At 49.4% G+C, this 16,278-nt stretch carries 12 protein-coding genes; 9 read left to right on the top strand and 3 right to left on the bottom strand.

The window, feature by feature from the left end; genetic code table 11:
- Positions 1–8 precede the first annotated feature (8 nt).
- The 6 genes from rsmG (at position 9) to RDN79_RS09270 (ending at position 8,189) form a co-directional block, all read left to right on the top strand.
- Positions 9–677 carry a 16S rRNA (guanine(527)-N(7))-methyltransferase RsmG gene (rsmG, locus tag RDN79_RS09295; RefSeq protein ID WP_298551151.1) on the top strand — a complete coding sequence of 223 codons (669 nt, stop codon included), beginning with the start codon at positions 9–11 and terminating at the stop codon, positions 675–677.
- The gene (locus tag RDN79_RS09290; RefSeq protein WP_298551149.1) at positions 674–1,312 is read left to right on the top strand and encodes an MBL fold metallo-hydrolase; all 639 of its coding nucleotides are present in this window, start codon (positions 674–676) and stop codon (positions 1,310–1,312) included. Before rsmG ends, RDN79_RS09290 begins: the two co-directional genes overlap by 4 nt.
- Positions 1,313–1,369: 57 nt before the next feature.
- A complete protein-coding gene (gene gcvP, locus RDN79_RS09285) occupies positions 1,370–4,222 on the top strand; it encodes an aminomethyl-transferring glycine dehydrogenase (protein WP_298551147.1) in 2,853 nt (950 codons plus the stop codon).
- 326 nt (positions 4,223–4,548) lie between these two features.
- Entirely contained in the window at positions 4,549–5,454 is a 906-nt protein-coding gene (locus RDN79_RS09280; protein ID WP_122131544.1) for an electron transfer flavoprotein subunit beta/FixA family protein, read from the top strand.
- 4 nt (positions 5,455–5,458) lie between these two features.
- On the top strand, positions 5,459–6,478 hold the full coding sequence (locus RDN79_RS09275) for an electron transfer flavoprotein subunit alpha/FixB family protein (RefSeq protein ID WP_298551143.1): 1,020 nt from the start codon (positions 5,459–5,461) through the stop codon (positions 6,476–6,478).
- A 4-nt stretch (positions 6,479–6,482) separates the two neighbouring features.
- Complete coding sequence (locus RDN79_RS09270; RefSeq protein ID WP_298551141.1) at positions 6,483–8,189, top strand: acyl-CoA dehydrogenase family protein; 1,707 nt, start codon at positions 6,483–6,485, stop codon at positions 8,187–8,189.
- 74 nt (positions 8,190–8,263) lie between these two features.
- Here the strand turns inward: RDN79_RS09270 and RDN79_RS09265 are convergent, their stop codons facing one another.
- Both RDN79_RS09265 and RDN79_RS09260 read right to left on the bottom strand, forming a co-directional pair.
- Complete coding sequence (locus tag RDN79_RS09265; protein WP_298551139.1) at positions 8,264–9,550, bottom strand: MATE family efflux transporter; 1,287 nt, start codon at positions 9,548–9,550, stop codon at positions 8,264–8,266.
- Between the two features lie 155 nt (positions 9,551–9,705).
- Positions 9,706–11,796, bottom strand: a complete 2,091-nt coding sequence (locus RDN79_RS09260; RefSeq protein ID WP_308573174.1) for an outer membrane beta-barrel family protein — start codon at positions 11,794–11,796, stop codon at positions 9,706–9,708.
- A 206-nt stretch (positions 11,797–12,002) separates the two neighbouring features.
- Between RDN79_RS09260 and RDN79_RS09255 the strand changes: the two genes are divergently transcribed.
- Positions 12,003–13,499 (top strand): cell wall metabolism sensor histidine kinase WalK, encoded by a 1,497-nt coding sequence (locus RDN79_RS09255; protein ID WP_298551136.1) that lies wholly within the window; start codon positions 12,003–12,005, stop codon positions 13,497–13,499.
- The gene (locus RDN79_RS09250; RefSeq protein ID WP_298551134.1) at positions 13,489–14,181 is read left to right on the top strand and encodes a response regulator transcription factor; all 693 of its coding nucleotides are present in this window, start codon (positions 13,489–13,491) and stop codon (positions 14,179–14,181) included. The genes RDN79_RS09255 and RDN79_RS09250 overlap by 11 nt, the downstream gene beginning before the upstream one ends.
- A gap of 124 nt (positions 14,182–14,305) precedes the next feature.
- Here the strand turns inward: RDN79_RS09250 and tpx are convergent, their stop codons facing one another.
- Positions 14,306–14,809, bottom strand: coding sequence for a thiol peroxidase (gene tpx / locus RDN79_RS09245; protein ID WP_298551132.1), 504 nt, complete (start codon positions 14,807–14,809; stop codon positions 14,306–14,308).
- A gap of 161 nt (positions 14,810–14,970) precedes the next feature.
- On the opposite strand from tpx, the gene RDN79_RS09240 reads away from it, so the two are divergent.
- On the top strand, positions 14,971–16,245 hold the full coding sequence (locus RDN79_RS09240; RefSeq protein ID WP_298551130.1) for a DNA recombination protein RmuC: 1,275 nt from the start codon (positions 14,971–14,973) through the stop codon (positions 16,243–16,245).
- The last annotated feature ends 33 nt before the right edge of the window (positions 16,246–16,278 follow it).

Below are 16,278 nucleotides of genomic sequence, written 5' to 3'. Positions count from 1 at the left end.
ATTCATAAATGAACGACAATACAACACTCCCCCAATTGTCAATTGTCAATTGTCAATTGACAATTCTAAAGTCTTACTTTCCAACGCTGACCGATGCGCAAAAGGTACAGATAGATGCCTTGTTTGACTTATATTCAGACTGGAATTCCAAGATCAATGTAATTTCACGCAAAGATATAGAGAACCTGTACCTGCACCACGTGCTTCATTCGCTCGGCATTTTGAAAATGATGAAATTCAAAGAAGGATCGACAGTTATGGATATCGGTACGGGAGGAGGTTTTCCCGGCATACCACTTGCGATCCTGCTTCCGGAAGTACAGTTTCATTTGGTAGACAGCATCGGGAAAAAGATCAAAGTCGGACAAGCTGTCGCCGAAGCGATCGGCCTGAAAAACGTCACTTTCCGCCATTGCCGCGCCGAAGAGGAAAAACAAATGTTCGACTTTGTCGTGAGCCGCGCCGTCATGCCGCTGGCCGATCTGGTAAAAATTGCTCGTAAGAATATAAAAAAGGAACAACAAAATGCACTTCCCAATGGTTTGATTTGTTTGAAGGGAGGAGAGTTGCAGCAAGAAATATTGCCATTCCGCAAGCAAGCTGTCAGCCTCAACCTGAGTGACCATTTTAAAGAAGAATTTTTCAAAACTAAAAAAGTTGTTTACGTACCGTTATGATTACAATAAAATCGTTCGAGTTCAATTATTTCCAGGAAAATACATTCCTGCTGTATGATGATACACGCGAAGCCGTGCTGATCGATTGTGGCTGCTGCCGCAAGGAAGAGGAAAAGGAGATAACCGACTTTATCCTCGAAAACAAGTTGACATTAAAACATTTGCTCTGCACGCACCTGCACGTGGATCACGTGTTCGGAAACGGTTTTATACATAAGACATACGGTTTGAAACCCGAAGCGAACAAGCTGGATGTCCAGAAACTGCCCTCTCCCGACGAACAGGCCAAGTTGTTCGGACTTCGTCAGCATGTCGAGAACGTCCCGGTTGAAAAATATATCGTAGGAGGCGAAATCATCAAGTTCGGCACATCCGAACTGCAAGTGCTGACTGTTCCCGGCCACTCGCCCGGCAGTGTCGCTTTCTATAACAAAAAGAACGGCTTCGCGATCGTCGGCGATGCACTGTTTGCCGGGAGTATCGGCCGTACCGACCTTTGGGGCGGAAACCAGGAAGTATTGGTTGCCGCCATCCGCGACAAGCTCCTTTCGCTTCCCGACGAGACGGTAATCTACCCGGGACACGGACCGGAGACAAGAGTCATCGATGAAAAGTTTAATAACCCCTATTTATAATTGACAATTAAGAATTAAAAGACAATTCATAATTCATAAATCATAATTCATAATATTATGGACACTAATAAATTTGTAAACCGCCACGTCGGCATTTCGGCAGAAGACATCCCTTCCATGCTGCAAGCCATCGGCGTCAAGTCGGTTGACGAACTGATCGATCAGACCATCCCGTCCGACATCCGTTTGAAAGAGCCGCTCAACCTTCCCGAACCCATGACGGAACGCGAGTTCGCAGAGCACATCTCGGAACTGGCTTCCAAGAACGAAGTCTTCACTTCTTATATCGGAATGGGCTGGTATGATACGGTTTGTCCGGCGCCTATCCAGCGTAACGTATTCGAAAACCCGGTTTGGTACACTTCCTACACCCCGTACCAGGCAGAAGTTTCACAAGGACGCCTGGAGGCATTGTTGAATTTCCAGACCGTTATCGCCGAACTGACCGGCCTGCCGCTGGCTAACTGTTCCCTGCTGGATGAAGCGACAGCTGCCGCCGAAGCGGCAACCATGTTCCACGGAAGCCGGAGCCGGGCACAGGTGAAAGCCGGAGCCAATACGTTGTTTGTCGACGAAAACGTATTCGCCTCTACACTGGCCGTTATCAACACCCGTATGATCCCGCAAGGCATCAAGGTGGTTACGGGCGATTACAAGACATTCGAATTCACTCCGGACGTATTCGGGGCGATCGTCCAGTATCCGAATGCCGACGGTTCGATTGAAGATTATAAAGAATTTATCGTGCGTGCCAATGCCGGCGGAGCACGTGTCGCCGTTGCCGCCGACCTGATGAGCCTCGTCTTGCTGACACCTCCGGGAGAATGGGGGGCAGACGTCGTATTCGGGAGCAGCCAGCGTTTCGGCATCCCGATGTTCTACGGGGGCCCGTCCGCCGCATTCTTCGCTACGAAAGACGAATACAAGCGTTCCATCCCCGGACGTATCATCGGCATTTCCAAAGATGCCTATGGACACGCGGCTTACCGCTTGGCTTTGCAAACACGCGAACAGCATATCAAACGTGAAAAGGCTACCTCCAATATCTGTACCGCTCAAGCCTTGCTGGCCACGATGGCAGGTTTCTACGCTGTTTACCACGGTGCCGAAGGCTTGAAGAACATCGCAGGCCGTATCCATGCTTCGGCCGGTTTCCTGGCTGGAGAACTGGAGAAGCTGGGCTACAAGCAACTGAACAAAGACTATTTCGACACACTGAAAGTCCAATTGCCGGAACATGTATCCATCAATGCACTCCGCGAGATCGCATTGGAATGCAAGGTGAACTTGCGTTATTTCGAAGCCGGACAGATCGGCATCAGCTTGGACGAAACGACCGGACCGACCGATATCGGCGTATTGCTGTATATCTTCGCAGGGGCAGCCGGAAAGGATTACATGCTGAAAGAAGCCGTTCCCGAAAAGACTTATTTCGATCCGAAGTTCGCCCGTACTTCCGAATTCCTGCAAGAAGACGTATTCAAGAAATATCATACCGAAACGGAGCTGATGCGTTACATCACCCGTTTGGGACGCAAGGATGTTTCATTGGCCCAATCCATGATCTCCTTAGGTTCTTGTACGATGAAACTGAATCCGGCATCGACCATGCTTCCGCTCAGCCGCCCGGAATTCATGAATATACATCCGTATGCGCCGGAAGACCAGGTGGAAGGCTATAAGGAACTGATAGAAAACTTATCGGCTTATCTGTGCGAGATTACCGGATTCAAAGGCTGTACGCTGCAACCGAATTCCGGGGCAGCCGGTGAATATACCGGTTTGCGCGTAATCCGGGCTTATCTGGAAAGCATCGGGCAGGGACATCGCAACATCGTCCTGCTCCCGGCTTCCGCCCACGGTACAAACCCGGCAAGTGCGATCCAGTGCGGGTTCACGACCGTTACGGTAAAATGTGACGACAATGGTAATATCGACCTGGATGATTTCCGGGCAAAAGCCGAAGCCAACAAGGACAACCTGGCGGCCAGCATGATCACCTATCCGTCCACTCACGGTATCTTCGAAGTGGACATCAAGGAAATGTGCGACATTGTCCACGCTTGCGGCGGTCAGCTCTATATGGACGGCGCCAACATGAACGCACAGGTCGGCCTGACCAATCCGGGTACTATCGGTGCAGACGTCTGCCACCTGAACCTGCATAAGACCTTCTCTTCACCTCACGGAGGAGGCGGTCCCGGCGTCGGTCCGATTTGCGTTGCCGAGCACCTCGTCCCGTTCCTGCCGCAACATCCGGTATTATGGGGCAACGGTCTGAACACAGTCTCCGCAGCACCATACGGTAGCGCGGGCATTCTGCCGATCACATACGCTTATATCCGTATGTTGGGAACAGAAGGATTGGAAACGGCCACCAAGACCGCGATCCTGAATGCGAACTACCTGGCGGCTAAATTCAAAGACACGTACGGAATCGTTTACACAGGTGCCACAGGGCGCGTCGGTCACGAACTGATCCTGGAATGCCGCACGGTAAAAGAACGTTCGGGCATCGATGAAGGCGATATCGCCAAGCGCCTGATGGATTTCGGCTACCATGCGCCGACCCTTTCCTTCCCGGTTCACGGCACTCTGATGGTCGAACCGACCGAAAGCGAAAGCAAAGCCGAACTGGATCGTTTCGTCGAAGTACTGGAATGTATCTGGAACGAAATCAAGGAAGTGGAAGAAGGCAAGGCTTCGAAGGAAGACAACGTATTAAAGAACGCTCCTCATCCCGAATACGAAGTAACGGCCGACGAATGGAAACACGAGTATCCGCGTAGCAAGGCCGCCTTCCCGCTGGAATGGTTGCACGACAGCAAGTTCTGGATCAACGTAGCCCGCGTAGACAATGCGTATGGCGACCGCAATCTGATCCCCACACTTTGCGCATGTGAAATTTAATATAAACCGGTGCAAACCAATTACTTGACTCCGACTTGACAAGACGGAGTCAAAGCACTTTTATCACAATCTTTCAGGCACGGATTTCACGGATTTACACGGATAAATTTATTTTCTTTCCGTGTTTTCCGTGTAATCTGTGCCTAAATTATGGCGATTAGCAAGGTGGTAAGTAAAAAGAAAGGATATGCTCAAAAAAACCTAAAGTGTGCAGATTCCGAACGAAAGTTCTTTGATATAAAGAATGTTTGATTACTTTTGCAGGTCAGTATTCAGAAGGTTAATTCAAACAAATATCCAATATAGAAATCTAATATTCCTATAATATGAGTTTAAAAATTATTGTATTGGCGAAACAGGTCCCGGACACACGCAATGTGGGAAAGGATGCGATGAAAGAGGACGGAACTATCAACCGTGCCGCTCTTCCCGCAATCTTCAACCCGGAAGACCTGAACGCATTAGAACAAGCCCTCCGCTTGAAAGACGCCTATCCGGGAACTACGGTAACCCTGTTGACAATGGGCCCGGGGCGTGCTGCAGAAATTATTCGTGAAGGTTTATACCGGGGAGCAGACGGTGGTTATCTGCTGACCGACCGTGCATTTGCCGGCGCCGACACGTTGGCAACGTCTTATGCGCTTGCCACAGCGATCAAGAAAATAGGTGACTACGATATTATCATCGGAGGACGCCAGGCTATCGACGGCGATACGGCACAAGTAGGCCCCCAAGTTGCTGAAAAGTTAGGATTGACACAGGTCACATATGCCGAAGAGATCCTGAACGTAGACGAGAAGAATCGCAGCATCACAGTAAAACGGCATATCGATGGCGGTGTCGAAACAGTAGAAGGCCCGCTGCCTATCGTGATCACGGTCAATGGTTCGGCCGCCCCCTGCCGTCCGCGTAACGCCAAGTTGGTGATGAAATACAAACGGGCATTGGGCGCACAGGAAAAAGCTCCCGCTCCCGCTTGCCATCCGGAAGGCGTATCGGCGCTGTCATACCCTGAACTGTATGAAAAACGTCCGTACCTGAATATTCCTGAATGGAGTGTTGCCGATGTGAACGGAGATCTTGCACAATGCGGTTTGTCCGGTTCGCCGACAAAGGTGAAAGCCATTCAAAACATCGTGTTCCAGGCAAAGGAAAGCAAGACGCTGACCGGCTCGGACAAGGATGTGGAAGATTTGATTGTTGAACTGTTAGCTAACCACACTATCGGATAAGATTATGAATAACGTATTTGTATATTGTGAGCTTGAAGGTACGACGGTTGCCGATGTAAGCCTCGAACTGCTGACCAAAGGTCGCAAGTTAGCCAATCAGTTGAACTGCCAACTCGAAGCCATCGTAGCCGGTTCCGGACTGGAAGGAATTGAAAAGCAGGTGATGCCTTATGGTGTGGACAAGGTGCATGTTTTCGATGCCCCGGGCCTGTTCCCGTACACTTCCCTTCCTCACTCCTCTGTTCTGATCAACCTGTTCAAAGAAGAAAAACCGCAGATCTGCCTGATGGGAGCAACGGTTATCGGCCGCGACTTAGGTCCCCGTGTTTCTTCTGCACTGACGAGCGGCCTGACTGCCGACTGTACTTCCCTCGAAATCGGTTCGCACGAAGACAAGAGAGCAGGTCAGACATACGAGAACCTGTTATACCAGATCCGCCCCGCGTTCGGCGGTAACATCGTGGCGACGATCATCAACCCGGAACACCGTCCTCAGATGGCGACTGTACGCGAAGGCGTGATGAAAAAAGAAATTCTGGACGCCGATTATAAAGGCGAAGTGGTAATACACGACGTCGCCAAATATGTTCCGGAAACGGATTATGTCGTAAAGGTCATCGACCGCCACGTAGAAAAGGCCAAACACAACCTGAAAGGTGCCCCGATCGTTGTAGCCGGCGGCTACGGAATGGGGTCCAAGGAAGGTTTCGATATGTTGTTCGAACTGGCCAAGGAACTTCATGCCGAAGTGGGCGCCAGCCGTGCTGCCGTTGACGCCGGTTTCTGCGACCATGACCGCCAGATCGGCCAGACAGGTGTGACAGTCCGTCCGAAACTGTATATCGCTTGCGGTATCTCCGGACAGATCCAGCACATCGCAGGTATGCAGGATGCAGGTATCATCATCTCTATCAACAACGACGAGAACGCTCCGATCAACACGATTGCCGACTACGTGATCAACGGCACCGTGGAAGAAGTGATCCCGAAGATGATTAAGTATTACAAACAGAACAGCAAGTAAAGAGATGGCAAATTATTATACAGACATTCCGGAACTCAAGTATCACTTGAACAATCCGATGATGGAACGTATTTGCGAACTGAAAGAACGCAATTACAGAGATAAAGAAGAGTTCGACTATGCACCGCAGGATTATGCCGATGCGATGGACTCGTTCGACAAAGTGCTTGAAATCACAGGCGAAATCACAGGCGAAATCATTGCCCCCAATGCCGAAGGTGTCGACGAAGAAGGTCCTCACTGCGCAAACGGACGTGTGGAATACGCTTCCGGGACCAAGCAGAACCTGGATGCAATGGTGAAAGCCGGCCTGAACGGTATGACGATGCCGCGCCGTTTCGGCGGTTTGAACTTCCCGATCACGCCGTACACCATGTGCGCCGAAATCGTGGCCGCCGCCGATGCCGGATTCGGAAACATCTGGTCGTTGCAGGATTGTATCGAAACATTATATGAATTCGGAAACGAAGACCAGCACAGCCGTTTCATCCCGCGTATCTGCGCCGGAGAAACGATGTCCATGGACTTGACGGAGCCGGATGCCGGTTCCGACTTGCAGTCCGTGATGCTGAAAGCTACTTTCGACGAAAAAGAAAATTGCTGGTTGCTGAACGGAGTGAAACGTTTCATCACAAACGGGGATGCTGACCTTCATCTGGTTCTGGCCCGCTCGGAAGAAGGAACGAAAGACGGACGCGGCTTGTCCATGTTCATCTATGACAAACGTCAGGGAGGCGTCGATGTCCGCCGAATCGAAAACAAGTTGGGTATCCACGGTTCTCCTACTTGCGAACTGGTTTACAAGAACGCGAAAGCCGAACTTTGCGGGGACCGCAAGTTAGGTTTGATCAAATATGTAATGGCGCTGATGAACGGTGCCCGTCTGGGTATCGCCGCACAATCTGTCGGTCTGAGCCAGGCCGCCTACAACGAAGGTCTGGCATACGCCAAAGAACGCAAGCAGTTCGGCAAAGCGATTATCGACTTCCCGGCTGTGTACGACATGTTGTCTATCATGAAAGCGAAGCTGGATGCCGGCCGTGCGTTACTGTACCAGACTTCCCGCTATGTGGATATCTACAAAGCGCTGGACGACATCGCACGTGAACGCAAGTTGACACCGGAAGAACGCCAGGAACAGAAGAAATATGCCAAATTAGCCGACTCTTTCACTCCGCTGGCAAAAGGCATGAACTCCGAATATGCCAACCAGAATGCATACGACTGTATCCAGATTCATGGTGGTTCCGGTTTCATGCTGGAATATGCCTGCCAACGTATCTACCGCGATGCCCGCATCACCTCCATCTATGAGGGAACGACACAGTTGCAGACGGTTGCAGCCATCCGTTACGTGACAAACGGTTCTTACCTGGCCACCATCCGCGAATTCGAAGCAATCCCCTGCTCTCCGGAAATGGAACCGCTGAAAGCACGCCTGGTTGAAATGGCCGATAAGTTCGAAGCCTGCATGAACAAGGTGAAGGAAACCCAGAACCAGGAACTGCTCGACTTCGTTGCCCGCCGGTTGATGGAAATGGCTGCCGACTGCATCATGGCCCACCTCCTGATCCAGGATGCGACAAAGGCTCCCGAATTGTTCGCCAAATCGGCTGTCGTATATCTGAACTATGTCGAAGCGGAAGTTGAAAAACACTGCAGTTTCATCAACAGTTTCAATGCTGACGAATTAGCAAACTACAGACAATAATAGAGCGTATATTTTTCAAAAAAGCCGGATATCTTCTCTTGATTTCCGGCTTTTCTCTTATGTTTAGGACCGTATTAAGCCGATCGATGCCATAATATCCATTGCATGATGCCACGCAAGAATAAATAAGCCAGGAACGCCATCCATAATGCATGATTGCCCATCATCCCGAAAAAGAGGTAATAGATCAAAAAGAAAGTGCCGGAAGCGACCAACATCGAATAAAGCATCAGGCGGGTGGCCGTCGCCCCGATCAGGATGCCGTCCCAAAGAAAAGCGGCAAAGCCGGCAAACGGGACGGCCAGTACCCAATAGAAATAGGTTCCGGCCTCTTGGATGACCGCAGGATCATTTGTCAGAAGAGACAGAAAATCTTTCCCCCCTACTCCATAAAGCAACGTAAACGAAAGAGACAGCCCGATCCCCCAGCCAAACAGCAAACGGATCATCCGGCTGAGGGCTACTCGGTTCCGGGCGCCGATATAACGTCCCGCCAAAGCCTCGCCCGCATAGGCAAAACCGTCCATGATATAGGAGAAAAGCGTAAACAGCTGCATCAGCAACGTATTAACGGCCAAAACGATATCCCCTTGTCTTGCACCCGTAGAAGTAAAAAATGTAGTAACCGCCACCAAGCAAAGCGTACGAAAGAAAATATCGCCATTCACCAGGAAGAAACGGCGCATGGCGACCTTATCCATGACCTCCTGCCAGCAAATACGGACATCCAGCCGCTTCCGGTAGAATGCGTACCACAGGAATACAGCCATCCCGAAGCCCCCATATTGGGCGATCAACGTTCCCGTCGCAACCCCTTGCACCTTCATGCCGAACACAAAAACAAAGATCAGGCTCGCCACGATATTCACGACATTCTGGGTGATCGCAATAAACATCGGGAAACGGGAATTCTGCATTCCGATAAACCAGCCGGAGAAACCATACAACCCCAACACGGCCGGTGCGCCCCAAATACAAATATTGAAATATAAGGTAGCCAAGCGCTCCACCTCGTCCGTCGTATCCAACAAGAAGAAAGCTATTGACCGTATCGGATACTGGAGCAGAAGCAAAGCCATAGAAATCAACATCCCGACACCGACCGACCGAAACAAAACCCTCGTGACCTCCCGGAGATCCCGTCTCCCCAAAGCCTGCGACGTCATCCCGCTCGTTCCCATCCGCAGGAAACCGAACAGCCAGTAAATAATATTGAACAACATTCCTCCTACCGCGATCGCCCCGATATAGGAAGCGGCTCCCAAATGCCCGACGATCGCCACATCGACCAGTCCCAACAGAGGAACCGTTATATTGGAAACAATAGAGGGAAGCGCTAACTGAAGTATCTTTTTGTTCATAATTTATCGTATATATAAAAAGCTTATTCCTTACTTTGCCGGCAAAGTTACAGAATTATTGCTTCAAAAGCTCTGGTTAGCGGCACTGACCGAATCGAATTCATCGATATTGATCAAGGCAAAACGGACCAGCATCAGTGTGGGCAGCAGGCCTGTCAGATCCCCGTCCCCAAACGCGAAGTGTCCACCTCTTTTGCCTTTTTCTCTTTATAGCCACCGAAACTATACCGTAATGTCAGTGTCACATTCCGGCTATCCTGCCACAGTTTCATCCGGCTTTTCTGTCCCTGTTCATCCACATGGGTGACGGGATTGGCTCCCTCGAACAAATCATTGCCCCGAACCGTCAGGCGCATCTTCTTTTTCGCGAATGTCCAGGCCAGACCGGCCGACACATTGTATATCAGATCGATATCATATAGTCCCTGTATAACCGGAGAGATACAATAGCCCCGCAACTCCAACGATAAGTTCCGGTCCTTGGTCAAGTAGAAGGTAGTGTTCAGTTCAGCCCGGCCAAACAGTTTCTTGCGGTCGAAAGAGACATCATAGAGTACCCCCTTGTTATGAATGGCACAACCCATCAACGTCAGCCTGGAGCTCATAAAATCAAAAGGCCTGAAAGGGACGACGGCAACCGCTCCGAACATATTGTAGATATCCATATTCACCGTCTGGAAGACGGACCTCAACGCATCGTGGCGCTGGTACGTCATCTGGTGTATTTTATCGGGCTGGATATTGGCAAACAGGCCGAATACATATTTGCTTTTGAAGATATAATTCAGTTGCATGGAATAGGAAAGTTGCGGTTTCAAGTCCGGATTGCCGATCATGGAGCTATACACATTCATGTAATAAGTATTAGGAGTCGTCATCCAATAGGACGGATACGACTTATCACTGGAGAACGAGAGCATCAGCATGCCGGACGGATGCACCTTATAAGTAAAATTAAGCTGCGGGAAGAGGCTCACCCTGTTCCACAATGTTTTCTTCTTACCGGCAGAATCGACAGATGCCTTGTAGTACTGCAAGGAAACGGAGGCATCCAGCGAAATCTTCTTTCCGAGCGACTTGGTAAAACCGGCAAAACCTCCTACCGAATAGTCCTTTTGTTTCAGCCGGAACGTTCCTTCCGCCGCTATTTCCCTGTCGACCGACTGGCTGGATTCGTTGTGCGTATCCGACAAGGAGGCATCCGCTCCGTAATTCAATACCCATCCTTTTTCCAACTTACGACTGTCGTTTATATACAGGTTTCCACGTCGTACCCGCTGGGAAGACAAGGTAGAAATCGTCTGTTCGTCTTCTTTCTCAAAATCATTCACCAAGTGTTGCATATCGTTATTCTTATAGAAAGTATAATCCATCCCGGCATTGAATCCCTTGTGACTGACATAATCGATCCGGGCATTATGCAGGTCGGAAGCACCGGACAATTCCAGTTCCGTTTCTACCCGCTGGATACCGACAAAATCGGTAGAAGCCCCTCTCCTCGATATTTTGTCTGGATCGTAAAAACGTCCCGTATAGGAAACGGACAACCGGTCCTTGTTCTTCAGATCAAAATCGAATGCTCCCCTTATATTATGAGATAAGTTCACAAAATCATACCAATCATCCTGCCGGATGTCATACGGCTGCCCGTTTACTGTCGGCCGTGCAAACATATCTTCCTCCTGTCGGCCGCGGTCATAGGAGGCGGAATAGGAAATATCGGCCGAAAAGCTTTTTCCCACATACGACAGGTTCGCCCCTCCGGAGGGGGAAAAGAAATATCCCTGTTCGCCCGTCAACGAGAGTTCCCCTTTCAAGACATCTTTTAAAGATTTCTCATTCTCCATTATGACATTGATGGAAGCCCCTTTCACACCGAACCGGGGAGGCGTGCTGTACATCACATCTATCTGCCTGACTTTGGAGGAAGAGACCGACTTAAGCATGTCGGCCAGTTGCTCCGCCGTCATCGAACTTTTACGCCCGTTGATCAAGATAGCCGTAGATGCGGTCCCGATAACCGAGATATCATCCCCTTCTTTCCGCACGCCGGGTAATTCGCCTATCACATCGAAAGCCGTGGCGACCGGCTTGTCCTTGACCAGGTTCGGAATATCATACTGCAATTTTCCTTCCGACACTTTTACCAACGGTCGTTCCGCCTTTACAAAGACTTCCGGCAGATCGACCGTTATGCTGTCGTTCACAAGAATCTGCTCCTGTTTCGCCGTACTTTGGCCCCACATAGGCATTCGGACAAGTAAAAATCCAATCCATACATAATAACAAATGTGTTTCATCGTATTCTTTTTTCGGGTAAAGGTTGCATACGGAAACGATAGTTCCAAACATCTCCTTTCTTTCGTAAGACTATATAACATCCCCCGATCCTAATGTTATTTAGTCTTACCAAATGAACCGGATCAGACAAACTTTCCTTACATTTGTTTATATGAAATCTTCGTTCAAATATGTAATCATTCTCGTCATCCTGTCGTTGTCCGGCATCTTCATCTATCAGCTATTCTGGATAACCGGGCTCTACCACTCCCGGCAAAAACAGAACCGGGAAGAGATCCGGATGGCGATCAAAAATGCAGATCATATCGAATTGTTCGACCGGGCCGATTTCCTCAGCAAGGTCACGCACAGGCAGAGAGAGACATCCGTCATTGCCGATACGAAAGGCGGTGCGGCTCTCAGCACCCGGTTTACGGACAAGGATTCGGTTATTCCCGAACTGAGCGTCCAGCCCTTGGATACGAATATCTATCATCCCCGATACCGGAGCCAGATCCTCCGTAACGAAGCGGACAAAATGCTAAAAAGCACGGCAGTGGAGGTCGGCCACGATTTCAATTCGTTAGGAGAATTAGGGTTACAGATGCAGCAGACCTTGCATGAAGTGATCGACTCGGTCAAACCGGTCGACCTTGCGAAGTTCGACAGTATCCTGTCTTCCCATCTGCAAAAAAGAGGACTGTATATCCGCCATTATACCGAAATATGGAATCTGGAAGACAGTTCCATCCTCGCCTCGTCCGTTCCGGCGAACCTGGACCGGGCAGAATACGACCTGCACAAATGGGAATACACGACCTATCACAAAAAGGCTTATCTGGTTTACACCGATCCGACCCGGTGGGATACGATCCGGATGATGTCGGGCATCCTGTTCTCTTCATTCCTGATCCTGCTGATCCTGATCCTTTCTTTCGCTTATATGTTCTGGTTCCTGATCCACCAGAAGACAGTGGAACAACTGAAGGATGACTTTACGCACAATGTCACGCATGAACTGAAAACCCCGATAGCAATCACCTATGCGGCAGTCGAAGCGATGATCCATTACAACATAACCGGAAACAAAGAAAAGACAAACAAATACCTGCATGTCTGCCATGAGGAACTGCAACGTCTCGGCAACATGGTCGAACAGATCCTTTCACTCAGCCTGGAACATAAAAAGGACTTCAAACTCAAATACGAAAGAGTAGACCTGAACGAGCTGCTCGATAAAATCGTCGGACAACAGGCCATCAAATCCTCCAAACCTTTTCATGTGGGGCGGGAACTCCTGCCGGACGGGATTATGCTGGAAGCCGACAGAACACATCTTTACAACATCTTGAGCAACCTCCTGGACAATGCCGTCAAATATTCCGGTGATAATCCGCAAATCCGGATAGCGGCAGAAGAACACGACGGTTCGGTCATCATCCGCATCACCGACAACGGCATCGGAATAGAAGAAGAGCACCTGGCGCATATCTTCGATAAATTCTACCGGGTTTCCAACAGCAAGCGACCTCCCGTAAAAGGGTACGGCATCGGGCTGTTTTATGTCAGGACCATGATACACAAGCACAACGGTACGATCCGGGTAGAAAGCCAGCCCGGAAAGGGAAGTTGTTTCATAATCACATTACCGCAGACGCATGAAAGATAAGAAATCGATATTATTAGTTGAAGACGAGGCAAGCCTATCCATGATCATCAAAGATGCACTGGAAGAAGAAGGCTACTGGGTCATAACAGCCGGAAACGGCCTGCAGGGGATCGACAGTTTCTACAAGTACGCTCCCGACCTGATTATCGCGGATGTCATGATGCCGGAAATAGACGGGTTCGAAATGATCCGGCGGATACGAAAGGAAAACAAGGAAGTGCCCGTGCTCTTCCTGAGTGCCCGCTCCTCGACAGACGATATCGTCTCCGGCTTCGAATTAGGTGCAAACGATTATGTCCGCAAGCCTTTCAGCCTGCGCGAACTGGTCGTCCGCACCAAAGCCCTCCTCATCAAAAACAAACAGGAGGAAGAAAGAGCCGGATTCTACGAGATCGGGCTTTACACTTTCTATCCGAAAGCCCAGACCTTACTGATGGCCGGCGAAAGCGACAAGCTCTCCTACAAAGAATCGGAAATATTGAAACGCCTATGCGAAAACGAGAACCTGCCGGTCTACAGCAAGGACATTCTGCTGAGCCTATGGGGAGACGACAGTTTTTATAATACGCGCAGCCTGCATGTTTTCATCACCAAGCTGCGCCATAAACTGGACAAAGACCCTCGCATCAAGATCTTGAACGTAAGAGGGATCGGTTACAAATTAATCTGCGAACCGCTTTAAGTCCTTTCATCCAAGTGCGCAGGCGCTACTCTGATATAAAAAAACGAAGGCCGCGGGATTCACATCCGACGGCCTCCTACACTAACCCTTAACTTTAACCAATGAAAAACAATAATCTACTTAATTAGTTTTTTAGCGAAGCGATTGCGGCTTCGTAATTCGGTTCGTTTGTTATTTCGGAAACCAGTTCCTCATAAACAACTTTACCCGCTTCATCGACAACTATCACGCCACGGGCTAACAAACCCTTCAGCGGACCATCGATCATCAGCATCCCGTACCCGTTTTCAAAACAAGAACAACGGAATGCAGAAAGTGGAATCACTTTATCGATACCTTCCGTGGTACAGAAACGTCCTTGCGCAAAAGGCAAATCCTTTGACACGGCAAGCACCACAGTATTCGGAAGAGAAGCGGCTTCTTTATTAAAACGTCTTACCGATGCGGCACACACGGCAGTGTCCAAACTCGGAAATACGTTAATCACAACTTTCTTACCTTTTAGATCTTTCAGATGCAATTCGGATAAATCGCTCTTTACACCTTTAAAATCGGGAGCCTCCGCTCCAACTGCGGGCAATGAACCGTTCGTATTGACTTCATTACCTTTAAATGTTATCTTTGCCATCTTTTGTAGTATTTTATGTTCTCTATCAAAAGCGGCTTACAAATATAAGCTGCTTTGTATAACTTAAACAAAGGAATCTGAATAAAGTTTTTCTATTTAACTCTTTTTAATTACTATGCAAGATCAGTCTTTTCCTATCTTTGAACCCAAATAGAAAGAATATGGATGGGTTGATCATTTGCTTACTTGTTATTATCATTGTCTTACAGCTTGTTTTCCGCTTCCGGAAAGAAAATTCAGATACCGCAAACGAACTGAAAAGACTGCTCGGCGAGATGCAACGTTCATTCGAACGCATTGAAAAGAACTTCCGGGAAGACTTCCGCCTCAACCGGGAGGAAGGGCGCATTGTCGCCCGTGACAACCGGGAAGAGCTGGCTCGTTCCATGAGCGAATTCCGGGAAGCGTTCGAACGGGGCATTACCTCTTTCAACAATCTGCAACGGGAAAAATTCGCCGACCTGGACGAACAGCAACGCCTGTTGGTCGCCAATACGGAAAAGCGGTTGGATGAAATACGAATAACAGTGGATGAAAAACTTCAAAAAACACTGAATGACCGGATCGGACAATCTTTCCGTCTTGTCACCGAACAATTGGAAAGCGTACAGAAAGGACTCGGAGAAATGCAGACGTTGGCACAAGATGTCGGCGGTTTGAAACGTGTCCTCAGCAATGTGAAGACACGCGGCAACATCGGGGAAATCCAGTTAAGCATGCTTCTCGAACAAATCCTGGCGCCGGAACAATACGAGGCGAACGTGCATACCCGCAAAGGATCGGATGCCGTCGTTGAGTTTGCCGTCAAACTTCCGGGACGTGACGATGTCCGCGAATTTGTCTATCTGCCGATAGACGCAAAATTTCCCAAAGACGTCTACGAACAGCTGCTCGATGCATACGATCATGCCGACACACAAGCAATAGAGACGGCCGGAAAGCTATTGGAAACCACCATTAAAAAGATGGCAAAGGATATTTCCGACAAGTATCTGGCTCCCCCCGCCACCACCGACTTCGGCATCATGTTCCTGCCTTTCGAAGGAATCTATGCGGAGGTCGTACGCCGTTCCTCCCTGCTGGAAGAACTACAGCGCAACTATAAGGTGGTCGTCACCGGTCCGACAACACTTGCCGCCATCCTGAACAGCCTGCAAATGGGATTCCGCACGCTCGCGATCCAGAAACACTCCGGCGAGGTATGGACCATCTTGGGAGCGGTAAAGAAAGAATTCGAGAAGGTTGGCGGAATGCTGGAAAAAGCACAGAAGAACTTGCAGACAGCCAGCGGGCAGATCGAAGAGGTGTTAGGGACACGTACACGTGCGATCCAGCGCAAACTGAAAGATGTGGACACTCTGAGCGACAGGGAGGCACGCGCCGTCCTTCCCGAAATCGGTTCACTAACGGATGAAGAAGACGAAAACGGATTATGAAAAAGAAACAGATGCCACACGCATACGCGATCA

This window comes from uncultured Parabacteroides sp. (assembly GCF_902493135.1).
Classification (GTDB): domain Bacteria; phylum Bacteroidota; class Bacteroidia; order Bacteroidales; family Tannerellaceae; genus Parabacteroides.
This window is presented reverse-complemented; position numbering and strand designations above follow the sequence as displayed.